We start from the raw sequence: 24,159 nt of genomic DNA, 5'->3' as shown, positions 1-24,159 counted from the left end.
GGTATTCCCACAGGTCGTGCCACCTCCACCAGGGTTGGTGCTCACGTGGCGCCCCGTCTTCATCTTGATACTCTCGTAATGTCCACAAGCAGTCAGTGACTGTATTGTCTATGAGGTAATTTGATGAGTGACGAGGATTTCAACCCTCCAACGTTGACGCAGCAAGAGGAGCGGGACGCCGGCCCGCAGGAAGGGCGGACAGGGGAGGTCCTCCAGGGCGCGGCGGCCGCGACGCCGGCCTTCCAGACCTCCCCGGCAACCGTGAAACGCCGCCAGCGTCACCTGCTCGACCGCCTGAGGAGATCGGTCTCCCGCCAGCCCCACGACGTCGGTGAGGGAATGGACAAGGTGGTCTTCGGCGTCGCCGCGGCCGCGACCATCGCCTTCGTCGTGTGGGGCTTCATCTCTCCGCACGGTCTGGGGAGGGCCTCCAAGTGGGCCCTGGGGGGAACGATCAGCAACTTCGGCTGGCTGTTCGTCCTGTCCTCGACCCTGTTCGTCGTCTTCGTCGTCTTCGTGGCGGCCTCCCGGTTCGGCAAGATCCCGCTGGGTGGGGACGGAGAGGAGCCCGAGTACTCCACCGGCTCCTGGGTCTCCATGATGTTCGCCACGGGAATGGGTATCGGACTGATTTTTTACGGGGTCGGTGAGCCGCTCTACTTCTACGTATCTCCCCCGCCGGAAACGGTCGACCCTCAGACCGCCCAGGCCGCCAGTACCGCCCTGGGCACGGCCATGTTCCACTGGACCATCTACCCGTGGGCGATGTACGCCCTGGTGGGGCTCGGGATGGCCTACGGAACCTACCGGCTGGGACGCTCCCAGCTCTTCTCGGCCATGTTCACCTCCCTGTTCGGGCGCCAGGCCATCGACGGGATCGGCGGGCGCATCATCAACATCCTGGCGATCGTCGCCACCCTGTTCGGGTCGGCCTGCTCCCTGGGGCTGGGGGCCCTGCAGATCGGCGGGGGCATGGTGTCGACCAACCTCGTCACCAAGTCCACCCCCGCGATGATGGTCGGCATCATCGCGATCCTGACGGCCTGCTTCGTGGCCTCCGCGATCTCCGGCATTGAGAAGGGCATCCAGTGGCTGTCGAACATCAACATGGTGCTGGCTGTGCTGCTGGCGATCATCGTCTTCATCGGCGGACCCACCCTGTTCATCCTCAACATCATCCCCTCGGCGATCGGCAACTTCATCGACGAGCTGCCCGCCATGGCCTCGCGCACGGCGGCCGTGGGCAATCAGGACATGGCCCAGTGGCTGTCCTCCTGGACGATCTTCTACTGGGCCTGGTGGATCTCCTGGACACCCTTCGTGGGAATGTTCATCGCCCGCATCTCGCGGGGTCGTACCATCCGGCAGTTCGTCACCGGGGTCATGCTCGTCCCCTCGGTCGTCTCCCTCATCTGGTTCGCCATCTTCGGTGGCGGCGCCATCGGGCTCCAGGAACGCGCCGAGCGCGCCGGCCAGGCGGCGCACGCCCTCGTCCATCTCAAGGCCGATGGCACGCCCGACCTGAACTTCGACACGATCCTGTTCGACCTGCTCAACGCCATGCCCGTGCACAAGGTGGTCCTCATCGTCCTCATGGTGCTGGCAGTCGTCCTGGTGGCGATCTTCTTCGTCACCGGTGCCGACTCGGCCTCCATCGTCATGGGAGGGCTCTCGGAGAACGGTGCCACCGATCCGAGCCGCTTCACGGTCGTCTTCTGGGGCGTGGCCACAGGCGGCGTGGCCTCAGCCATGCTGCTCGCCGGTGGGGACGATCCGCGCGAGGTCCTCACCGGTCTGCGGGACATCACGATCGTCTCGGCGCTGCCCTTCGTCTTCGTGATGCTGCTGCTGTGCGTCTCGCTCTACAAGGATCTCAACAACGACCCCATGCTGCTGCGGCACTCGCTGGCCAACCAGGTCCTGGTCGACTCGGTCACCACCGCGGTCACGACGGCCAACGAGCCGCATGAGGTCGAGACCATCGAGCTGCACACCAGCCTGTCATCGACCACTGACGGCGACGACGCAGACGACGCAGACGGTGAGGGCTGCCAGGACGGCACCGACGAGGCTGCGCAGGACCCGAGTGCCGACATCCGCGCCGTCGACGGCGCCGAGGACGCACCGACGGGATCGGAGCGGAGGCCGGAGGGCTAAGTCGGCCGACTGCTCCTGGTGCTGGGGTCCGGGCTCATTGCCCGGGCCCCAGCTGCTCGACGGCGGCGCCGACCTGACCTGCGGGGTGATCGACGACGACGACGTCTCCACCGGCCAGGTGGTGCCCGCGACGCGTCTCCACGACGCCGTTGACAGTGACGTCTCCGGACTGGATGGCGATGCGCGCCTGTGCGCCGTCCTCCACCAGGCCCGCCAGCTTGAGGAACTGGCCGAGCCGGATGCTTCCGGACACTGAGATGAGTGGGTACCGGGATGGGCGCTGAGATGTTGCGTGCGTCATAGGTGGATCCTCGCAGACAGGGCACGAGACGCGCACGTCGGAGCAGGTAGCGCCCCGGCAGAGCGGTCGGCGACGAGGCGAGTGAGAGAAGCGTCTCTCAGAAGTATGCGGATATAACGGATGCCAAACAAAATTTATCACGGTAGGGTAACGGCGTTCTGATAACACTACGGAGACGGAGACACCATGAAGCGTCGAATCGTCGCCCAGATGGCGATACTCGCTCTATCGCTGTCGGCGCCTGTTCTGGCCGTGACTCATGCACCACAAGCCGCCGCCGCCGACGGCAACATCATTCATGTCTCGGCCGAGGGAGGCTCGGACGCGGGAGACGGAACCGCTGCCAAGCCCCTTCAGACCATTGGAGCCGCCCTGAAGAAGGCCGGCGGCGGAGACACTATCGAGCTGGCCAACGGCACCTACCGTGAGGGCGAGCTCGCCGTCGACAAGGGCGTGACCATCAAGGCGGCCGAGGGTGCCAAGCCGGTCCTCACCGGTGCCGAGGTCCCCAAGAGCTGGAGTGCCGGCGGTGATGGGAAGTGGTCCACGGGCAAGGACATGGTCCGCTTCTGCACGGTCTGCACCATCAATGCCGACCCCGCCAAGGAGGGGATCGCCGCCCACCCCGAGCAGGTGTTCGTGGACGGTAAGCCCCTGACCCAGGTGCTCAGCCGCGCCGAGGTCACCGAGTCCACCTTCTACGTGGACGACCCCGACCCGGTCACCCTGAAGAACCCGAAGAACAACCAGGCCGGCTACAACGTCAAGCCGCACCGGGGCACCTCCTACGTCATCGGTGTCGACCCCAACCAGCACCAGGTCGAGGTGGTCCAGCACTCCCGCGCCCTGTCCTTCAACACCGACAACATCACTCTGTCGGGGCTGACGGTGGAGAAGTACTCCGCGGTGCAGCGCTGGGACTACGAGGACCCCGAGATCGGCACCATCTCCGGTGGTGGAATGGTCGTGGCCGCTCACGGTGCTCCTCGCATTGAGAACTCCACCTTCCGCTACTCCTCGACGGCCGGTGCGCTGCAGGTCATCGACTCGACCAACGCGGTCGTGTCGAACAACCTGTTCGAGAACAACGGCTCCAACGCCTTCGGCATCAACGACTCCAGCGGTGCCAAGGTGGAGAACAACATGTGGAGGAACAACAACACCTCCGGCTTCATCACGAAGGACTGCGGCGCCTACTGCACCCTGGCCGACACCAAGATCACCCACTCCAAGAACATCCGCTTCGCCAACAACACCGTGGACTACTCGGCCACCGGCACGGACATCTCCGACCCCTCGGCCTATGACCAGAACCGGGCCGCGGGAGTCTGGTTCGACGAGGGCGTGATCGACTCCGAGATCGTTGGCAACTACTTCGTCAACGTCCCGGTGGCGATCTTCAACGAGGTCTCCTCCAACAACCTCATCGCCTCCAACATCGTGGCCGGGGCCGGCATCGGTATCCACGTCTCCGGGTCCAACGACACCCGCGTGTGGAACAACACCGTCTCCCACGCGCTCACCAGCCTGTGGATCCAGGAGGACACCCGTTCCGACGGCTGCAACGCCCGCAACGCCCAGGGTGTGTGCACCCAGGTGCAGAAGTGGAGCGCCGAGCACGGACTGAGCTGGGACACCACCAACACCAAGGTGATGAACAACATCTTCTCCTCCGAGCAGACCACCCCCATGCCCGGGGACCCGTGGCGCTACTCCGCCATGGTCCAGGTCCTGGGTGGGGCCAACCAGGACGGCTCCGGCGCGGTGTACGCCAATGAGATGGTCTCCAGCATCGACTACGACGTCTACTACCGCCACGAGAACCCCCAGACCCTGTCGACCACGGTCCTGTGGAACTGGGGCGCCGACCGCATGAACCAGTCGGTCAACGCCGAGAAGCTCTCGGACTTCACGGCCAGCTCGAGCGTCAAGGCTGAGGGCAAGGAGTCCAACGGTCTGGACCTGCACGGCTCCCCGGAGAACAACCCGTTCTTCGTCAAGGAGTCCGCCAACCCGATGGACAAGACCTCGGACTTCCACCTCAAGGAGGGAAGCCCCGCCTCCGGTAACGGTCACGCCCTGCCCGAGGACATCGCCAAGTCCCTCGGCGTCAACGCCAACGTCCCCGTGGACCGCGGTGCGCTGGTCAACGTCGCCTGGGGCGGCGGCGCCGTTCCCGGTGCCGGGGACGCCCCCGCTGACAACGCCAACAACGGTGGCAAGGCTGCCGACAATGGTGACAAGGCCGCCAACAACAACGGCGGCAACGGCGGCAACGCCAATAACGGTGGCAAGGCTGCCGACAACGGCGACAAGGCCGCCAACAACGGTGGTAAGGCCGCCAACAACAACGGCGACAAGGCCAACAACGGTGGCAAGGCCGACAACAACGGCTCGACCGTCACCGACGGGGCCGCCGGTACCGACGGCAAGGACGCACAGGGCGCCAACCCCTCCAACTCCAAGGCGGGGGCCGGTCAGAAGAACTCCGGAATCGCCAAGCCCGGCGGCAACGCTCAGGGCGGTCAGGGCCAGGCCGCTGCGGCTGCAGCGGCTACCGGTGATAGCCGTCTTCCGCTCACCGGTGCCAGCATGACCGGCATCGTCCTCGCGGTGGCCGCCATCGCCCTGGGCGGCGGATTCATCCTGGTGCGCCGTCGCATGGCCAGCTGATCGCTGCTGGCCTCGGGGTGAGGCGCAGCGAGAACGAGCTTGTGAAGAGCCCGGACAACCCGGATCATCACACCGTGACTGAATCGCTCGCCATCACCGTCGGTGACTACTTCCCCGTGGGGGACAGGATGCGCCGACTCACCCCGAGGCTGGCTGAGGCCACCAACGCAGCACGCTCCGTCCTGATAGAGGTCGCACAGCACCGTGAGGTCATCACCTACGGCGAGCTCAGCGACTCGATCGGACGGAGCGTGCTGCCGCGTCATATGGGGCCGTTGCTCTCCATGATCGCCCATGACTGCGCTGCTCGAGGCGAACCGAGCCTGGCCTCCCTGGTGGTCTCGGCGACCACCGGAGAGGTCGGCACCGGGGACTCGAGCTGGGCCCCGCCGCAGCGGCTCGCCTGCTGGGCACGATGGGGTGAGAAGTGGGCCAACGGCTGAGCATCAGTTCTCGGTATGTGGGACGGCGGCGGGGCTGGGAAACAGTCGTGGTTTGATACGCTCGACCATCCAGAGCGGCCGAGAGACCTGGTTCCATGACGCCGCAGCAACCCGGTACGCGGGTGCTTCAGCCAGGATCGATGGAGACGACGTGCACGACAATGAGCCCACCGGGCCCACCGCCGCGGCCAGCAGTCGCGGCAAGGCCTTGAGCAGCGCCGAGACCGGAACCGCTCGGCGACTGCCCACCGTCAGCCTGGAGCTGTTCCCCCCTCGACCGGGTAAGGCGGCCTCGGCCACCTGGGGCCGCATTGACAGGCTCCTGGCCACCGGGCCCGACTTCGTCTCGGTGACTTACCGGCCGACCTTCGTCACTGACCCTGCCGGCGGGGTCACTGGCGGCGGGCGCCAGGGGAGCGCGCATGAGCCCGAGGCGGGCCGGTGCGAGGCCCCCCGCGTGCGCGCGGTCCAGGAGCAGACCAACCCCTCCGAGTGCGTGCTCGCCCACGTGCTGGACTCCAGCACCATCCCCCTCATGGCCCACCTGACCTGTATCGGCTATCGCAAGCAGGAGGCCGTCGACATCGTCACTCGCTTCCTGCGCATGGGAGTACGGCGCTTCCTCGCCCTGCGCGGCGACCCGCCAGCCGGTACCCGGGCCGAGGATGTCGCCGGGGAACTGCGCCACGCCGACGACCTCGTCCGGGTCATTAGGGAGGTCGAGGCCGACTTCTTCGGTGACGGCAGGCGCCACGTCACGATCGCCGTGGCCGCCTACCCGGCCACCAACGACCACATCGAGGCCATTGAGATCCTGGCCGCCAAGCAGGCCGCCGGGGCCGATATGGCGATCACCCAGGTGTTCTACGACGCGGCCGACTATGTGGCGCTGACCAACGCGGCCTCCTACGCGGGGGTGAGCATCCCGATCCTTCCCGGCGTGATCCCACTGACCGACCTGCGTCGGCTCACCCGTCTTGAGGCGCTCACCGGGGTGCGCGTGCCCGCCGGCCTGCGATCCTCGCTGGGATCGGCCAGCGGCGCCACCCTCGTGGAGCGCGGCATCGGCGCGACGCTCGACCTGGCAACCGCGCTGCTGCGCGCCGGCGCCCCCGGTCTGCACCTGTACACCTTCAACCGCACCCGACCGGCCCTCGACGTCATCAGCCACCTGCGTCTGGGCGGCATCCTGGCCGGAGCCGCGCCCGATCGGGAGGTGCGCGACGCCGTCGATCGCGGATACCTCCAGGCCACACCCGGCCGAGGCCCTTCTTTCCTGCGCCGTGGCTCTGCCCGCGCAACAGTGTCTTCCCACCACCCCGTTCAGCCCCTCACCACCATCACCAAGGAGAATGCATGAGCGCCACCCCTGAGTCGGTCGCCCCCGCCTCGCCGGCTGAGATCGCCGTGACCGAGTCACAGGTCCCCTCCGCCCCCCTTCCGGGGGCCACCATCCTGGGATACCCCCGCATCGGAAGGGACCGTGAGCTCAAACGCGCCGTGGAGTCCTTCTGGAAGGGGAACCTGAGCGTCGAGGAGCTCAAGCACGCCGCTGCCGAGCTGCGCGGGGCGACCCGCTCGCGCCTGACGGACCTGGGGCTGACTCAGCCCGCCTCGGTGCCGGCGGACTTCACCCTGTACGACCAGGTTCTTCAGGTGACCGCCACCCTGGGCGCCGCGCCCGCCCGTTTCCGCGACCTGCTGAACGCCGACGGCGCCCTCGATGTCGAGGGCTACTTCACCCTGGCCCGTGGTGAGGGCGCCCGTCCCGCCATGGAGATGACCAAGTGGCTGGACTCCAACTACCACTACCTGGTCCCCGAGATCGACGCCTCCACCCCCATCGACTACGTCGACACCGCCATCGCCGACCAGGTCCGCGAGGCCAAGGCCGCCGGGACCGAGGTCCGCCCCGTCGTCGTGGGCCCGGTGAGCTACCTGCTCATGGCCAAGCCCTCCGACGAGGCAGCCGAGGACTTCCACCCCCTGGACCGCCTCAGCGACGTCCTGCACGCCTACGGCCACCTCCTCATGGACCTGCACGAGGCCGGCGCCACCTGGGTCCAGCTCGACGAGCCCGCCCTGGTCTCCGACTCCTGGAACGTGGAGCGCCAGCGCGTCCTCGACGCCGTGCGTGACGCCTACACCTGGCTGGGCGCCATCGTGGAGCGCCCCCAGATCCTGGTGGCCGGAACCTACGGCTCCCTGGGCGACGCCCTGCCCGTGCTCGCTCAGACCCCGATCGAGGCCGTGGGCCTGGACCTCGTGGCCGGCGCCCTGCCCGAGGCCGGAGACCTGGCCGCCCTGGAGGGCAAGAGCGTCGTCGCCGGCGTCGTCTCGGGACGCAACATCTGGCGCACCGACCTGAACCGGGCCATGGACGTGCTCGAGCAGCTGCGCGAGCGCCTTCCCGAGGGCACCCCCATCACCGTGGCGACCTCCACCTCCTTGCAGCACGTGCCCCACGACGTCGAGCGCGAGACCGCCATCGACCCGGAGATCCGCTCCTGGCTGGCCTTCGCCGACCAGAAGGTCGGGGAGGTCATCACCCTGGCCAAGGGTCTGGAGCAGGGGCGTGACGCCATCGCCGCTGAGCTGTCTCAGGACGCCGACCTGCGCAAGCAGCGCGCCGCCCACCCCGGCGTGCACCGCGACGAGGTCCGCACCGCCGTCGGCGCCGTCACGGACGCCGACCGCACCCGCGCCCCCTACGGTGAGCGCAAGGCGGCCCAGGACGAGCGCCTCGGCCTGCCGGAGCTTCCCACCACCACCATCGGCTCCTTCCCGCAGACCGCCGAGATCCGTAAGGCCCGCGCCGCCTGGCGCAAGGGCGAGATCGACGACGCCGCCTACGACGCCGCCATGCGTGCCGAGATCGCCAGCGTTGTCGCCCTTCAGGAGCGCCTCGGCCTGGACGTCCTGGTCCACGGTGAGGCCGAGCGCAACGACATGGTCCAGTACTTCGCCGAGCTGCTCGACGGCTTCGTGACCACCGAGCACGGCTGGGTCCAGTCCTACGGCTCGCGCTGCACCCGTCCCTCCATCCTGTGGGGTGACGTCGCCCGCCCCGAGCCCATGACGGTGACCTGGTCGGCCTACGCCCAGTCCCTGACCGACAAGCCCCTCAAGGGCATGCTCACCGGCCCGGTGACGATCATGGCCTGGTCCTTCGTACGCGACGACATCCCGCGCGCCCAGGTCGCCGACCAGCTGGGCCTGGCCCTGCGCGCGGAGGTGGCGGACCTCGAGGCCGCCGGCATCGGCGTCATCCAGGTCGACGAGCCCGCCATCCGCGAGACCCTGCCGCTGCGGCGCGCCGACCGTCCCGCCTACCTGGAGTGGTCCGTCGGCTCCTTCCGCCTGGCCACCGGAGGGGCGGCTCCTGCCACCCAGATCCACACCCACCTGTGCTACTCGGAGTTCGACGTCGTCATCGATGCGGTCGACCACCTGGACGCCGACGTGACCTCCATCGAGGCCTCCCGCTCGCGCATGGACATCCTGCCCGCGGTGGCCGAGCACGGCTTCGAGCGTCAGCTCGGCCCGGGCGTGTGGGACATCCACTCCCCGCGCGTGCCCAGCCAGGCCGAGTGCACCGAGCTGCTCCAGCGGGCCGTCGACGCCCTGGGCGCCGAGAAGGTCTGGGTCAACCCCGACTGCGGTCTCAAGACCCGCGGCTACACCGAGACCGAGGCGAGCCTGACCAGCCTGGTCGGTGCCGCGCGCGCCGTGCGCGAGGCCTGATGAGTCTCTGACTCGACTGCAGGCAACTGAGGCGGCCCGGGAGACAACGTGCTCTCCCGGGCCGCCTTGTGCATGGCCGGTAGGCTTACGGTCATGCTCACCCGCACCGATCTGCGCAGTACCCGACTCTCCGCACGCCAGCTGGCACAGGCCCTGCCCCGGGCCGCCCTTGACGTCACCGCCGCCCAGGCCGCCGTGGCTCCACTGATCGAGGACGTCCGCCGTCGAGGAGCGGCCGCACTGCGCGACGCCGCGGAGCGATTCGACGGCGTGCGACCCGTTCACCTGCGTGTGCCCGTTGCTGCCATCACCCAGGCGCTCGACGACCTCGACCCAGCGGTGCGCGAGGCCCTCGAGCTGTCCATTGCCCACAACCGAGCCGGGCACGCCGCCCAGGTGCCCGCTGAGCGCAGCACGGAGGTGGTCCCCGGAGGCACCATCACCCAGCGCTGGATCCCCGTGGAGCGGGTGGGGCTCTACGTTCCCGGAGGACTGGCGGTCTACCCCTCCAGCGTGGTGATGAACGCGGTGGCCGCCCAGGTCGCCGGCGTCGAACAGATCGCTTTGGCCAGCCCGCCTCAGGCCGAGTTCGCCGGTCTGCCCCACCCCACGATCCTGGCGGCGTGCGCGCTGCTGGGGATCACCGAGGTCTACGCCGTCGGCGGCGCCCAGGCCATCGCGATGCTCGCCTACGGCGCCGACGCCCAGGACGACACCGACCGTGCGGACGCCGGGGGAGAGGTCCTGTGTCGGGGCGTGGACGTCATCACCGGTCCCGGCAACGTCTACGTGGCGGCCGCCAAGCGAGCTGTCATGGGGACGGTCGGCATCGATGCCGAGGCAGGACCCACCGAGATTGCCGTCCTGGCCGACGCCGGGGCCGACCCCGAGTACGTGGCCGCCGACCTGCTCTCCCAGGCGGAGCACGATCCCAATGCCGGCAGCGTCCTCATCACCGACTCCCCGCAGCTGGCGGACGCCGTCGATGCGGCTCTTGAGCGCAGACTGAGCGCGACCCGGCACCGGGAGCGGGCATCGACCGCATTGAGGGGTCCGCAGTCGGGAACCGTCCTGGTGCGTGACCTCGCCCAGGCCATCGAGGTGGCCAACGCCTACGCGGCTGAGCACCTGGAGATCCACGCCTCCGACGCCCCTGGGGTCGCGCGTCGGATCCGCAATGCCGGAGCCATCTTCGTCGGGCCGTACAGCCCGGTGCCCCTGGGGGACTACCTGGCCGGCTCCAACCACGTCCTGCCCACCGGGGGCACCGCCCGGTTCGCGGCCGGGCTGAGCGTGATGGCCTTCCTCAAACCGGTCCAGCTCATCGAGTACAGCGCGAGCGCCCTGGAGTCCATGACGCCGGCGCTGGAGGTCCTGGCGAACTGCGAGAATCTGCCCGCCCACGGGGAGGCGGCCCGTGCCCGAAGGCAGTGAAAAAGCCTGCTGAGCAGGCCGATTGAGATCATCCTGTGACCTTCTAGTGACCGTGCTCTGCCGCGTCAGGGGACGGCGCTGGAGCGAGGCGCGGATTCGTTGGCGATTCAACTGGCGGAATCCTGCCGTTTCCCGCTCTTGTGAGCCACCTCCAAGAGGGCGCTTATTGCATGGTCGAATAACACAGTGTTGCAAAGCGTTACTCTATTGTTATATTTGGTGGTGACGCACGGTGCGCCGTGCCCGACGGGCTGAGTTCCCACATCCCGTCATCCCCGGGCGCGCCGCACCGAGGCGTTGGTTGCCGACCTGGCCTGCTCGCGCATGCGGTGATGACGGTCGGCGCCGGCCCTACCCCTTGGATCCAGATGGATGGCCTCATGCACTACTCCCCATTCGCCGCCGGAACCGGACTGTTCGTCGTGTGGTATGTCGCCCCGGCAGGTTCCCTTCCCGCTCTCGTCGCTCGTTTCCTCATTGACTGCGCCGGCCTGGTGTTCGTCGCCATCCTGGCCTTCTTCCTGCTGACCAACCTCTATGGCGCGGCCCGCGCCCTGATCCCGCACTCCAGGCGCTCCGCCGGGCGTCACGCGCAGCAGCGCAGCGGCCTGATGAGTCTGCGGGCGTGATGGTGACGCAGACCCCGTTCCTGCCCATGAGCTTCGATTCCTCGAGCCTCCTGGGAGTCCTCGACCGCATCGGTTGGTGGGGAGCCCTGGGGATGATCGCAGTCGCCCTGGCCTACACCTTCTTCATGCTCATCGCCTCGCGCGGGGCCCCACGGCACGGCGGTCCCTCGCATCCGGATGCGCCGCTGCTCGTCGTCATCCTCATGCCCTGCCTCAACGAGGCGGCGGTCATCGGCGCCAGCGTCCGGCGGCTCACCTCCATCCCGGACCCCGGCCTGCGCATCATGGTCATCGACGACGGCTCCGACGACGACACCGCCCAGGTGGCCGCCCAGGCCGGCGACGAGCGCGTCGAGGTGGTTCGCCGTCGTCCTCCCCACGCCCGCCTGGGCAAGGGGGAGGCCCTCAACGACGCGCTGTCGATCGTGCGCTCCCGGTGCACCACGGTGTCCTCCTCGCGAGTCGTCGTAGGAGTCATGGACGCCGACGGCAGACTCGACCCCCACGCCATCGGGGAGGTGCGCAAGGCCTTCGCCCCGCAGGAGGTCGGTGCTGTCCAGATGGGGGTGCGCATCAACAACCGCTTCGGCTCCCTGCTCGCCCGCATGCAGGACATGGAGTTCGTCATCTTCACCGAGGTCTTCCAGCGAGGCCGGCGCCGGGTCCGCAGCGTCGGCATGGGCGGCAATGCCCAGTTCGTCCGCCTCAGTGCACTCGACGCCCTGGGGCCCCGGCCCTGGACCCGGTCGCTGACCGAGGACTTCGACTTAGGGATCCGGCTCAACGCCACCAGCTGGACCAACGAGTTCTGGCCCGCGGCCTCCGTTCACCAGCAGGGCGTGACCAACATGCGCCGCCTCCTGCGTCAGCGCACCCGCTGGTTCCAGGGAAACCTCCAGGCGCTGCACCTGCTGCGCTCCGTGGCCCGCGAGCAGCGCGGCCTGGGGCGGGCCGACACGCTCTGGCAGATCCTCACGCCCTACCTGCTCCTGACCGGCTCCCTGCTGACCCTGTCCTTCCTCATCACCATGGTGACCGCCGGGGTGGCCGCGGTCCTGAGGTGGGAGCAGTCATGGGCGTGGCTCGTGGGGGCCTATGTCATCGCCTTCGGGCCGGCGCTCATCTACGCCTGGATCTACTGGCGCATCGAGCGCAGTGAGGGCCTGAGCCTGCTCAAGTCCGTGGGCTACGCGCACCTGTTCGTCCTTTACGGCCTCCTTCCCAGCCTCTACGGCTGGCGAGCAGTCGCCCGGGAGCTGACCGGACGCACCGGGTGGGCCAAGACCGCGCGGGAGGCGGAACCGGGGCAAGGAGCGCAGGGCGCGCCGAGCGCACCGGTGGCCGGCTCCAACGGATCGGCAGCCATGGGCTCACCGGTACCGAGCAAGCAGCGCCCGCCCAGCGGGCCGGAGAGGGTGCAGCCCCTCGCGGCCCCCCAGGCCGCAGCCCCGGGCAGTACCGTCCCGGCCACCCCGACCGTGCCGACCCGCCCCGTGCTGAACCCCACCGCCGTGATCGTGCGCCGACCCCGTCCGACATCCAGCAGCCTGACCAATGAGGAGATGAGATGACAGCTGCCAACGCACCTCAGCACGCAGGAGCCGTCGACGGCTCTCGTCGCGGCAGGATCCTGCGTCGCGCCCTCCTGACGGTCTGCGTCCTGGCACTAGTTCTAGGAGTCACCGTGTACTGCCACGCCCGAGAGACCGACGCACCGGACTGCTCCCAGTGGGAGATCATCTTCGACGGTTACGGCGAGGCCTCGTGCTCCGACGGCCTGCTGCGCCTCAAGCCGACGTCGGCCGACTCCCATGACACGACTCACGCCGGTCTGGCCACTTCCACCTCGGTCGAGATCGAGGCGGGAGGCGTCCAGACCATCCACACCACGATGACCACTGTCAGGCAGCTGCGTGAGGACGGCGATCCCAACGCCTGGGAGGTCGCCTGGCTCCTGTGGAACTACACCGACAACAACCACTTCTACGCCCTGGCCCTCAAGCCCAACGGCTGGGAGGTCTCCAAGCAGGACACCGCATACCCCGGGTACCAACGATTCCTGTCATCGGGCAACACGCCCGTCTACCCACCCGGGAAGAGCCACGACGTCACCGTCACCATTGATACGACCAAGCCCTCAGAGGCGACCTTCACCATCACCGTGGACGGGCAGGAGCTCGGAACCGTCACCGACAAGCAGTCCCCCTACCGCTCCGGCAAGGTGGCGGCCTACTGCGAGGACTCCGACGTCACCTTCACCCCGATCATCGAGGACCAGTAAGGCATGCCCGCCTCGACGACGCCGGACTCGACCACCACTGAGGCCCAGCCCGTCCCACTCCCGACACACGACCAGGAGAACCCCATGACCACCGACCCCACGCAAACGGGCGGCCCCCTGAGGGTCATGCTCGTCTACGGCACCCGCCCGGAGGCGATCAAGCTCGCCCCTCTGGTGGCCGCCATGCGCGACGACGAGCGTTTCAACCCGATCGTCGTCGTCACCGGGCAGCACCGCGAGATGCTCGACCAGGTGCACGAGTTCTTCGGAATCGTGCCCGACGACGACCTCGACATCCACTCGCCGGGGCAGACCCTCACCCAGATCACCAACCGCTGCCTGCAAGGGGTGGGGCAGGCCATCGAGGCCCACCGGCCCGACGCCGTCGTCGTCCAGGGGGACACCACCTCCGCCTTCGCCGCCGCGCTGGCGGCCTTCTACCACGAGGTCCCAGTCCTCCACGTCGAGGCAGGCCTGCGCACCGGGGACATCTCCTCACCCTTCCCCGAGGAGGCCAACCGGCGGCTCATCAGCCAGGTGACCGCCCTGCACCTGTGCCCCACCACCACCAGCCGGGACAACCTGCTGCGCGAGAACACCGATCCGCAGACCGTCAGCGTCACGGGCAACACGGTCATCGACGCGCTCCTGGTCGCCGTCGACCGCCGGGTCCCGCCACCGGACGAGGAGCTGGCCGCAGCCCTGAAGGACGCCTCCCGGCGAGTCGTGCTCGTCACCGCCCACCGCCGTGAGTCCTGGGGCGAGCCGATGCGGGCCATTGGCCGCGCCGTCGCGCGCCTGGCCGACAAGCACCCCGAGGTGCTCTTCGTGCTGCCGGTCCACCGCAACCCCAAGGTTCGCGAGGACCTCCTGCCCCAGATCGAGGGCCACACCAACGTCATCTGGTGCGACCCGCTGGAGTACGGCGCCTTCTGTGCACTCATCGACCGCTGCGACGTCGTGCTCACCGACTCCGGCGGCGTCCAGGAGGAGGCGCCCGCGCTGTCCAAGCCCGTCCTGGTCATGCGGGACAACACCGAGCGTCCCGAGGCGGTCGCCTTCGGGGTCGCCGAGCTGGTCGGGACCGACGAGGAGCGCATCGTCGAGAGGGTCTCCACCCTGCTGACCGACGAGGCGGCCTACGCGGCTATGGCCCAGGCCGCCAACCCCTACGGCGACGGACACGCGTGCAAGCGCATCCTGGCCGCCACCGCAGCCCTGTTCGGCCGCGGTGTCCCCCTTCCCGAGTTTGAACCCGTTCCCACCTCATCGAAGGAGCGTTCATGATCCCCCCGACCCTTATGACCGCACGACGCCGCCGCTGCGCACTGGCCGCCATCGCGGTGTGCCTGGGTAGCTCCATCGCCGCAGTCGGCCCCGCTCAGGCTGCACCCGCCGCCGGCGCGCAGGTGCCGGCCGCGATCCAGGCCGCCGCGGCCAAACCCGCCGACGGGGCCCAGGCCAATGACGCCGACCCGGCCAAGAACCCGCTTCCGGCTCCGCCCGAGCCGGCCGCCGCGGCCAAGAAGGAGCTCCCCCTCAAGGGCGACAAGCAGGCCGACGTGGATCTCAACAAGCCCGCGCCCGCCGCAGGACAGGTCAAGATCCGCGACCTGAAGCAGAACGCGCCCGAGGTTCCTGTCGGAGCGGTGAGCTTCTCCAACCAGGAGGCGGGGCCGGCATCGACCCTGGTCCTGTTCGACACCACCGGTGACTATGCCAAGCTGGGGGAGTACTACGCCCTGAGCATGGGTACCCTGGCCAGCCACTCCGGGACCGTGACGACCCTCCCGGTCAAGGACTACGTCGCCGGCCTGGCCGGTCGCTTTACCAACGTGGTCTACATCGGCTCCACCTACGACGAGCCCCTGCCGCGGGCCTTCATCGATGACGCCCTGACCGGCAACATCCCCGTCATGTGGTCCGGTTTCAACATCTGGCAGCTGGCCAAGACCGACGCCGACCGCGCCGCCTTCACCCAGCGCTACGGTTGGGACGCGGCCACCTCCTACATCGACTCCACTGACCGGGTCACCAAGATCAGCTACAACGGCGCCTCCCTGAAGCGCAATGAGCTCAACTCCGGTGGGATCATCGCTCCGCACATCGTCCGGGACAAGGACGTCAAGGTCCTGGGGCGCGCCGAGTGCTCCAAGCCCGACGGCGCGGCCGTCGCCTGCGCCTCCGTCGCCCAGTCCGGCACCACCTCCTTCCCCTGGGCGGTCAGCTCCTCGGGAATGACCTTCATCGGTGAAATCCCCCTGACCTACCTGGGCGAGCAGGACCGCTACATCGCAGCCGCCGACATCCTCCTGGACTTCCTCCAGCCCGGTGCCCAGCAGTTCCGTCAGGCCGCTGTGCGCCTGGAGGACGTGACCCCGGACAGCGACCCCGAGGAGCTGCAGGCGATCGTCGACTACCTCCACAGTCAGAACGTGCCCTTCCAGATGGCGGTGGTGCCCAAGTACATCGACCCCAAGGGCACTGAGAACAACGGGACGCCCAAGGAGCTCACCCTGAAGGACGCCCCGGAGCTGGTGGAGGTCCTGCAGGACGCGGTGAACAAGGGCGGAACGATCGTTCAGCACGGCACCACCCACCAGTTCGGGACCCTGGACAACCCTTACAACGCCGTCTCCGCCGACGACTTCGAGTTCATCCGCTCGTGGTGCTCGGCCACCAACGACACCAAGGCCCCACCCGTCGACTGCCAGGACAAGTCCTTCGTGCAGATCGGCGGCACCCTGCCGGGTACCTCCCAGGAGTGGGCTTCCGAGCGCGTGGACCAGGGGCGCCAGATCTTCGGCGAGGTCGGCCTGCCGACTCCGGAGATCTTCGAGACCCCGCACTACTCGGCCACCCGTGAGGCCTACTACGGCATCGGCGAGCACTACCCGGTGCGCTACGAGCGCGAGCTCCTCTACGCCGGCACCCTGACCAACACCCAGGCCGGTCCCCACGACTACTACGGGCAGTTCTTCCCCTACGCGGTCAACGACCCCTACGGGACCCACGTCCTGCCCGAGAACCTGGGCAACTTCGAGCCCAACGAGATCAACCAGCACCCGCCGCGCCTGGCTCAGGAGGTCATCGACGCGGCCAAGCTCAACCTGGTCAACACTCACGCCACCGCCAGCTTCTTCTTCCACCCCTACTACCCGCTGGCCGAGCTGAAGAAGATCGTCGCCGGTATCAAGGCCGAGGGGTACACCTTCGTGCCGGCCTCGGAGCTGAGATGACCGCGGCGCAGGCTGTGAGACTCAGCAGTCGCCGAATCACGGAAATAGGGCCGTTCGGTCGAAATCTCTTTCAGAAGACTGGGATACTGCTTCCATGACAATCGAGACCAACCGCAGAAGGGTGCTGGCGCTCCTGGGCACCGGGATTCTGGGAGCGTCAGTGTCCTCCTGCGGGCACGCGAACGTGACTCCGACGGCCATGGGGGACGGGGCGACCACCCATGTGAGCCTTCACGTCAGTGATGCGCAGGGCGGTGCCCTCAACCTCGAGGCGCTGCGACGCATTCAGTCCAACGGCAAGGGCGAGGTCGGCTATGACGACGCGCTGCTGGATGCCAAGACCCTGGAGGTCATCGCCGTCGGCCCCCTCTACCAGGATGAGGGTGGTGCCATTGGCATCGATGTGCCTGCCGGGCGTGAGTGCACGCTGACCCTGTCGTGGCCGACCAGCCACGGGTACTCGGCACTCATGGCGGATCTACCGGCCTCCGGGGAGCACGATCTCCTGGAGCTGGCGGCCCGAACCCTCCACGGTCGGCAGGCCGAGCGCCTCGCGCAGGCCACTGCGAAGGGCTTCAAGGGCGCTGACGAGGCGGAAAAGCTACGGGCCTCCGCCCAGCAGTCCCTGGATGCCTGTGCCAAGGCCCAGTCATGGACGGAGCGGGGCCGCCTGGCGAACTCCGCCCTGGAGTCGGCTGCCGGGGCCCAGCTCTCCCTGGACCGGGCGCTGTCCGCTCAGGCGCCGCAGGACGCCGTGATCGGGGTGACCTTCACCCGGGTGCCCACCTCCGCCGAGATCGCCGCAGCACTGGCACCCAGCGGACCGGGGGGCGGCAAGCGGAAGGTCTCAGCCCGCCTCGTCATCGGCGACCCCAATGACGCCGAGGAAATGACCGGTTGGCGCAACACGGTGGAGGCCCTGCACGCGCAGGGCGGCCAGGCCCTGGTCCAGATCTGCGACTCCCACGACCTGGCCGCCCTGACCGACTCCGCCTGGGACACGCGGGTCGACACCCTTATCAAGGCGCTTCCCAACGTCGACGCCTGGGAGATCGGCAACGAGATCGGTGGGGACTGGCTGGGCACCGGGCCGGTGGCCAAGGCTCAGCGAGCGGCCAAGGCCGTGCGCGAGCGCACCAGCGCCACGACGGTGCTCACCCTGTACTACCAGCTCGGGCAGGCGGACCCGACCTACTCCCTGTTCAGCTATGCAGCCAGGGAGCTCCCCGCGTCGATCAGGGAGCTGATCGATGTCGTGGGACTGTCCGTCTACCCCCAGCTCCATCCGCTGGGAACAGCTGCCGACCGGGTTCTCAGCACCCTGGAGGCCGCCTTCTCCTCCTCCCGGATCGCCGTGACCGAGCTCGGGTACGGGGGAGCGGACCTCAATGCCGGTCCCTGGTGGTTCGGCTCGGCCTCCGACCCCGTGGCGGCCCGCACCGCCGTCGCCGAGCACGTCACCGGCGCGGCACTGGGGCGCTCCGACGCCTGGGGAGCCCCCTTCTGGTGGTACTACCTCGAGGATCAGGTCGGAACCCCCGGAGGCCAGGTGGCTCCCGCACTGGCCGCCGTCTCCACGGGTTTCTAGGACGCCGGTGCCGGTGGGCGCTGCCTGCTCAGGCGGTGGTGCCCACCGGCACCTACCTCTGCGCCAGCACGAAGGGGTGGACCGCCGCCGCCCCCGCCTCGCGCAGGAGGAAGGCGGCCGTCGTGAGCGTCCAGCCGGAGTCGCTCCAGTCGTCCACGAGAACCACAGTGCGCTCGCGCAGCTCGTCAAGGGCCTGGGCCGACCAGCCCTGGAGCGTCAGGCTGCGGGCCACCTGCGCCAGGCGAAACGCAGAGCCCACATCGTGCTGCGGTGGTTCCTGACCGGACAGGCCCACGACGCCCAAGGCCCGTGCGCCCAGCCGTGCGGCCACGGCGTGCCCCAGCCGGCGGACCATGCGGGGGCGGGTGCGGGAGTCCACGACGACGACGGCCGGTTCTCCGCCCGGCGGTCCGTCGGAGCCGGTGGCCTCCTGCTCGTCGCGGATGATCTCAGCGAGCCGGTCCACCGCCTGAAGCACTTGTGGCCTGAGCGCCACCGGGACCTCGCCGTCGGAGGCGCAGGCCACCAGCTCGCGCAGCGCCACCGAGGTCCCCAACCCATCCAGCCTGCCCACCGCCAGCCCGGTCGCCGCCTGACGGTCGGCACCGATACGACCCTTGAAACGGCCCAGGCCCAGCCGGTCCATCCCGGTGGGCCACTGGCGGCGTGCCCGCAGCTCGACCCCCACCCTCCCGAGCGCCTCTCGAGCGGCACCGACCTGCTCCTGGTCTGGGGCGTCAGGCAGGTCCAGGCCCCCGCACAGGTCACAGGCTCCGCAGCGCCATCCCGGCTCAAGCAAGGGATCATCGAGCACCGACCTCAGAAAGGCCATCCGGCACGACACGGTTGTCCGCCCAGGGCCGGTATCGGTCCCGAGGCGCTCATAGGCGACCATCGCCTCCTGCTCGGCCCGGCGCGCGGCCTCGACTCGCGCATAACGCTGCACGTCATAGCGCCAGGGCCGGCCGGTGGACTCCCAACCGCCACGAACCCGGCGCACGGCGCCGTCGACGTCGAGGACCTTGAGCATGGACTCCAGCCGGCTGCGCCGCAACGAGGTCGCCGTCTCCAGCACCGCCGTCGAGGTCGCCCCGCCGCCCGCGGCCCTGCGCTCCTCCAGAGCATCGAGGACCACGCGAACCTGCTCCTCGGGCGGGAAACCCTGCGAGCCGAACCACTCCCAGATGGCCCGGTCCTCCTGGCCGGGCAGCAGGACCACCTCGGCCCGCTCCACTCCGCGGCCGGCGCGCCCCACCTGCTGGTAGTAGCTCACCGGCGAGGAAGGAGCCCCCAGGTGCACCACAAAGGCCAGGTCCGGCTTGTCGAAGCCCATGCCCAGAGCGGAGGTAGCCACCAGTGCCCTGACCCGGTTGGCCTTGAGATCCTCCTCCAGGCGCTCGCGCTCGGCGGCCTCGGTCTGCCCCGTGTAGGCGGCCACCTCCACGCCCACCGCACGCAGGTGCTCGGCGACCTCCTGAGCCGCCGAGACCGTCAGGCAGTAGATGATGCCGCTGCCGTGAGCGTAGCGGACATAGGCGGTCAGCCAGGCCAGGCGTGAGGCGGCATCCGGCAGCATCCTGACCCCCAGGTGGAGAGAGCCGCGCTCCAGGGTCCCCCGCAGCACCAGGACCTGCTCGCCGTCCGCCCCGCCTGCCTCCGCAGACGCCCCCAGCTGCTCAGCGATGTCGGCACTGACCCGTCGGTTCGCGGTCGCCGTCGTGGCCAGGACCGGGGTGCGCGGCGGCAGGCCGGCCAGCAGGGTGGCGATGCGCCGGTAGTCAGGGCGGAAGTCGTGGCCCCAGTCCGAGATGCAGTGGGCCTCGTCGATGACCACCAGTGCGGCGCCCGCAGCCAGGTGGGGGAGGACCTCATCACGGAAGACCGGGTTGTTGAGGCGCTCCGGGGAGACCAGCAGGACATCGACCTCACCACCGGCCACCTGGGCCTGAATCTCATCCCACTGCGTGACATTGGCCGAGTTCATGGTCACGGCCCGGATTCCGGCGCGCTCGGCGGCGGCCACTTGGTCGCGCATGAGGGCCAGCAGCGGCGAGATGATGACGCTCGCCCCGGTGCCGGAGCGCGCACCGGAAGATGGCGGTGGGGTGCCCGGGCTCCAGCCTCCCCAGCCCTCTCGCAGCAGCACCGTCGCCACGAAGTACACCGCTGATTTCCCCCACCCGGTGCGCTGGACCACCAGGGCTCGGCGGCGTGCGATGACCAGCGCCTCGATCGCCCGCCACTGGTCCTCACGCAGGCGCGCGTCGCTGCGGCCCACGAGCTCGCGCAGGACGGCCTCGGCCCGCTCACGCACGGGCGAGTCGAGCCGATCGGGGTGCACGGAGCGCTCAGCGTCCTTGGGGTCCTGGGGGCCTGTGATCGTCACAGAACCACGGTAGCGTGGACGATCAAGACGGCACTGCCTAGATAGTCTTGGCCCATGGACCTCCTCATCATCGCCGTGCTGGGCACTTTGGCCATCGCTGCGGCCTCTCAGCTCAGCGACCGCATCGGTGTCGCCCCGGCGCTGATCCTCCTGGCGGGCGGCACGGCGGTGGGCTTCCTGCCCTTCATCCCGGCGATCGAGCTGGACCCCCAGGTGGTCCTGGAGGGGATCCTCCCCCCGCTGCTGTTCTCCACCGCGGTGAGCATCTCCACCATCAACTTCCGCCGCGAGCTCGCCCCGGTGGCGGTGCTGGCCATCCTGCTGGTGCCCCTGTCCGCCGCGGTGATCGGCGCGGTCCTCACCCTCCTGGTTCCAGGGCTCTCCCTGGCCTGGGCCATCGCCATGGGGGCGATCCTCAGCCCCACCGACGCCGTGGCCATCTCCATCGCCCGCCGGCTGGGAGTCTCCCAGCGCATCATCACCGTTCTGGAGGGGGAGGGGCTGCTCAACGACGCCACCGCCCTGGTGGTCCTGTCCTCCGCCGTCTCCGCGGCCACCTCCGGTGGAGTGAGTGTCGGAGGCGTCCTGGGCGGTTTCGCCCTGGCGGTCCTCGTGGCCCTGGGGGTGGGGTGGCTCGTCGGCGAGGCGAGCCTGCGGGTGCGCTCCCACATCACCGACCCCACCGTGGACACGGTGGTGTCCTTCACCGTCCCCTTCCTCGCGGCGATCCCGGCCGAGCACATGCACGGCTCGGGTCTCGTGGCAGCCGTCGTCGCCGGGCTCATCACCGGCCACCGCGGTCCCCGGATGCTGCCGCCGGCCCACCGGGTGGCCTCACGCACCAACTGGCACACCGTCGAGCTCACCTTGGAAGGACTCATCTTCCTGGTCATGGGGCTGGAGTTCTTCGGCGTCGTGGAGAAGGTCGGCGCCTCAGCTCTCGGTATCGTCCGGGCCATCGCGGTCGCTGTCGTCGCCGGCGCGCTGACGGTCGTCATCCGGGCGCTCGTGGTAGCACCCATGCTCAAGCTCCTCAGCCACCGGACCGCGCGCTGGGCGATTCACTGGCAGGAGAACGAGGAGGCCATCCACCAGTTCCAGAACCGCTGCTCGGCCATCGTGCGCGGAGAGTCCGAGATGCCCCCGGTCCCCTGGGACCGGCGCCCCTTCGCACAGGTCCAGCGCAAGCTCCGCCAGGCGACCAACCACGAGAGCATCGCTCGGCGCGCACGCAGCCTCTCCAGTCGAGTCAGACGCCGGGGCGCCGACCTGGACTACTTCGCAGCCGAGCCCCTGGGTAGACGCGAAGGCGCCGTCATCGTCTGGGCGGGCATGCGCGGCGCCATCACCCTGGCAGCCGCCCAGACCCTGCCAGTCACAACGCCGCACTACTCCTTCCTCCTCCTGGTGGCCATGCTCGTGGCCGCCGGCTCACTGACGATCCAAGGACTCACGCTGCCGGCCCTGGTCCGCGTCGCCAGACCCGCCATGGCCGGGCCCGCCGACGAGGAGGAGAAGGCCGCGGTCATCTCGCTGCTGGTCAACGCCGCCCGCGACGTCGCCTCCGTCGACACTCACGGCGCCTCCCAACAGGCCGCCCCCACAGTGCTCACCGGTGCCGTAGACCCCGACGCCTCGGACGCACATACGACGACGAGCGCTCCCGGCCTGGACAAGGTCTCGCAGAGTGCCCCCGACCCAGAGAACAACGAGAGCCTCAGCCCCACCACTGAGCAGCACGGCCTCGTACGCAGGCAGGGCAAAGACGTCGTCGTCTCGCCGGCAGCCGTTGCCAAGGCATGGGCCGACCCCACCTGGCGCCACGACGAGCTCGCCCCCATGCGAGAACGCGCCCTGGACATGATCCGAGCCCAGCGCGAGGCCCTTCTCGACGCCGGCGACGAGGGCCTCTACTCGGCCGACTCCCTGGAGCACGCCCTGAACCGCCTCGACTACCAGGAGATCATGCTCACCAGCGATCCGCACTGACAACGCCGCCAGCAGGACACTGCGACCGTCGCCCTCGGCGCCGCAGTACCACCGGATGGGCGGCCCAACCGCTGGAGCGGACCGAGCCGTAGACTCCAGGCGTGAACGCGAACCTGCCCCTGAGACCGGACCTGGAGGGCGAGGCCCCCTACGGGGCCCCCGAGATCGACGTCCCCGTGAGACTGAACGTCAACGAGAATCCCTACCCGCCGTCGGCCGCGGTCATCGAGTCGATCGCCACCGCCGTGGCTCAGGCCGCCCAGGGACTCAACCGCTACCCGGAGCGGGACTTCCCCCGGCTGCGGGCTGCGCTCGCGGACTATCTCGAGGCCGAGTCCGGCGCGCACCTGACGCCTGAGCAGATCTGGGCGGCCAACGGCTCCAACGAAGTCATGCTCCACGTGCTCCAGGCCTTCGGCGGCCCCGGGCGCACCTGCCTGAGCTTCACCCCCACCTACTCGATGTACCCCGAGTACGCCCGCGACACACTGACCGACTACGCCACCCGACCGCGCCGCAAGGACTTCACTCTCGATACGGATGCCGCGGTGGCCGCGATCAAGGAGCTGCGGCCGGCCGTCGTCATCCTGGCCAGCCCCAACAACCCGACCGGAACCGCCCTGCCGCTGGAGGACATCAAGCGGATCCTTGAGGCCGCCCGCGGCCACGGCCCCATGCTCGGAGCCGAGATCGGCTCGCCCGCCCGGGCCAGCGACTGCGTCGTCGTCATCGATGAGGCCTACGCCGAGTTCCGCCGCCCGGGCGTGCCCAGCGCCCTGGAGCTGGTGGGGCCGGACAACCCGCACCTGGCCGTCACCCGCACCATGTCCAAGGCCTTCGGAGCGGCGGGCCTGCGCCTGGGCTACCTGGCCGCCGACCGCGCGCTGGTAGACGCCCTGCGCGTGGTGCGCCTGCCCTACCACCTCTCCGCCGTCACCCAGGCCGCCGCCCTGGCCGCCCTGTCCCACCGCGATGAGCTCATGGCTCAGGTGGCCTCCCTGCGCGATGAGCGCGATGCCTTCGTGGACTGGCTGCGCACCCAGGGCCTGAGCGCGCACGAATCGGACGCCAACTTCGTTCTGTTCGGTCCCTTCCCCGACCGGGAGGCCGTCTGGCAGGCCCTGCTCGACGCCGGGGTCCTCATCCGTGTCGTCGGGCCCGAGGGCTTCCTGCGGGCCAGCGTCGGAACGCCGGAGGAGATGGCACGCCTGCGCGCCGCCCTGACCTCAGCCATCGGCAGGTGAGAGGGATGCCGGCAGCGATCGGCGCCTGGGACCGGTAGGGTTGCTATCGAT

Annotated in this window: 16 protein-coding genes and 1 riboswitch; of the genes, 14 read left to right on the top strand and 2 right to left on the bottom strand. The window is 69.2% G+C overall.

From position 1 onward, the window contains the following. Positions 1–123 precede the first annotated feature (123 nt). Complete coding sequence (locus HMPREF9058_RS06585; protein WP_009406311.1) at positions 124–2,157, top strand: BCCT family transporter; 2,034 nt, start codon at positions 124–126, stop codon at positions 2,155–2,157. Between the two features lie 34 nt (positions 2,158–2,191). Here the strand turns inward: HMPREF9058_RS06585 and HMPREF9058_RS06580 are convergent, their stop codons facing one another. Beyond that, positions 2,192–2,458 carry an RNA-binding S4 domain-containing protein gene (locus HMPREF9058_RS06580; RefSeq protein WP_020991635.1) on the bottom strand — a complete coding sequence of 89 codons (267 nt, stop codon included), beginning with the start codon at positions 2,456–2,458 and terminating at the stop codon, positions 2,192–2,194. A 186-nt stretch (positions 2,459–2,644) separates the two neighbouring features. On the opposite strand from HMPREF9058_RS06580, the gene HMPREF9058_RS06575 reads away from it, so the two are divergent. The 11 genes from HMPREF9058_RS06575 (at position 2,645) to HMPREF9058_RS06525 (ending at position 18,489) form a co-directional block, all read left to right on the top strand. Then, positions 2,645–5,131 (top strand): right-handed parallel beta-helix repeat-containing protein, encoded by a 2,487-nt coding sequence (locus HMPREF9058_RS06575; protein ID WP_009747528.1) that lies wholly within the window; start codon positions 2,645–2,647, stop codon positions 5,129–5,131. Between the two features lie 74 nt (positions 5,132–5,205). Next, positions 5,206–5,574 carry a hypothetical protein gene (locus tag HMPREF9058_RS06570; RefSeq protein ID WP_139018948.1) on the top strand — a complete coding sequence of 123 codons (369 nt, stop codon included), beginning with the start codon at positions 5,206–5,208 and terminating at the stop codon, positions 5,572–5,574. A 62-nt stretch (positions 5,575–5,636) separates the two neighbouring features. Then, positions 5,637–5,721: riboswitch (SAM riboswitch) on the top strand. A 4-nt stretch (positions 5,722–5,725) separates the two neighbouring features. Beyond that, on the top strand, positions 5,726–6,934 hold the full coding sequence (locus tag HMPREF9058_RS06565) for a methylenetetrahydrofolate reductase (protein WP_043537678.1): 1,209 nt from the start codon (positions 5,726–5,728) through the stop codon (positions 6,932–6,934). Next, positions 6,931–9,318 (top strand): 5-methyltetrahydropteroyltriglutamate--homocysteine S-methyltransferase, encoded by a 2,388-nt coding sequence (gene metE / locus HMPREF9058_RS06560; RefSeq protein WP_009406061.1) that lies wholly within the window; start codon positions 6,931–6,933, stop codon positions 9,316–9,318. The genes HMPREF9058_RS06565 and metE overlap by 4 nt, the downstream gene beginning before the upstream one ends. A gap of 93 nt (positions 9,319–9,411) precedes the next feature. Further along, entirely contained in the window at positions 9,412–10,752 is a 1,341-nt protein-coding gene (gene hisD / locus HMPREF9058_RS06555; RefSeq protein WP_043537845.1) for a histidinol dehydrogenase, read from the top strand. A 380-nt stretch (positions 10,753–11,132) separates the two neighbouring features. Beyond that, on the top strand, positions 11,133–11,381 hold the full coding sequence (locus tag HMPREF9058_RS06550) for a hypothetical protein (protein ID WP_232211289.1): 249 nt from the start codon (positions 11,133–11,135) through the stop codon (positions 11,379–11,381). Then, complete coding sequence (locus HMPREF9058_RS06545; RefSeq protein ID WP_050798019.1) at positions 11,381–12,952, top strand: glycosyltransferase family 2 protein; 1,572 nt, start codon at positions 11,381–11,383, stop codon at positions 12,950–12,952. The genes HMPREF9058_RS06550 and HMPREF9058_RS06545 overlap by 1 nt, the downstream gene beginning before the upstream one ends. Then, positions 12,949–13,662: a hypothetical protein gene (locus HMPREF9058_RS06540; RefSeq protein ID WP_009406401.1), complete on the top strand. Its 714-nt coding sequence runs from the start codon at positions 12,949–12,951 to the stop codon at positions 13,660–13,662. The genes HMPREF9058_RS06545 and HMPREF9058_RS06540 overlap by 4 nt, the downstream gene beginning before the upstream one ends. Positions 13,663–13,746: 84 nt before the next feature. Beyond that, the gene (wecB, locus tag HMPREF9058_RS06535) at positions 13,747–14,949 is read left to right on the top strand and encodes a non-hydrolyzing UDP-N-acetylglucosamine 2-epimerase (RefSeq protein WP_043537840.1); all 1,203 of its coding nucleotides are present in this window, start codon (positions 13,747–13,749) and stop codon (positions 14,947–14,949) included. Continuing rightward, positions 14,946–16,901, top strand: coding sequence for a DUF2334 domain-containing protein (locus HMPREF9058_RS06530; protein ID WP_009405802.1), 1,956 nt, complete (start codon positions 14,946–14,948; stop codon positions 16,899–16,901). The genes wecB and HMPREF9058_RS06530 overlap by 4 nt, the downstream gene beginning before the upstream one ends. 94 nt (positions 16,902–16,995) lie before the next feature. Then, positions 16,996–18,489 carry a hypothetical protein gene (locus tag HMPREF9058_RS06525; protein WP_003786237.1) on the top strand — a complete coding sequence of 498 codons (1,494 nt, stop codon included), beginning with the start codon at positions 16,996–16,998 and terminating at the stop codon, positions 18,487–18,489. A gap of 52 nt (positions 18,490–18,541) precedes the next feature. On the opposite strand, the gene HMPREF9058_RS06520 is transcribed toward HMPREF9058_RS06525, so the two are convergent. Continuing rightward, positions 18,542–20,875, bottom strand: a complete 2,334-nt coding sequence (locus HMPREF9058_RS06520; protein ID WP_009405587.1) for a RecQ family ATP-dependent DNA helicase — start codon at positions 20,873–20,875, stop codon at positions 18,542–18,544. Between the two features lie 54 nt (positions 20,876–20,929). Between HMPREF9058_RS06520 and HMPREF9058_RS06515 the strand changes: the two genes are divergently transcribed. Beyond that, positions 20,930–22,864, top strand: a complete 1,935-nt coding sequence (locus HMPREF9058_RS06515) for a sodium:proton antiporter (RefSeq protein WP_009747546.1) — start codon at positions 20,930–20,932, stop codon at positions 22,862–22,864. A gap of 101 nt (positions 22,865–22,965) precedes the next feature. Further along, positions 22,966–24,108, top strand: coding sequence for a histidinol-phosphate transaminase (locus HMPREF9058_RS06510; protein ID WP_009406242.1), 1,143 nt, complete (start codon positions 22,966–22,968; stop codon positions 24,106–24,108). The last annotated feature ends 51 nt before the right edge of the window (positions 24,109–24,159 follow it).

The organism is Actinomyces sp. oral taxon 175 str. F0384 (genome assembly GCF_000223355.1).
GTDB lineage: Bacteria > Actinomycetota > Actinomycetes > Actinomycetales > Actinomycetaceae > Actinomyces > Actinomyces oris.
The sequence above is the reverse complement of the archived record's forward strand: the minus strand, read 5'-3'. Positions and strand labels throughout refer to the sequence as shown.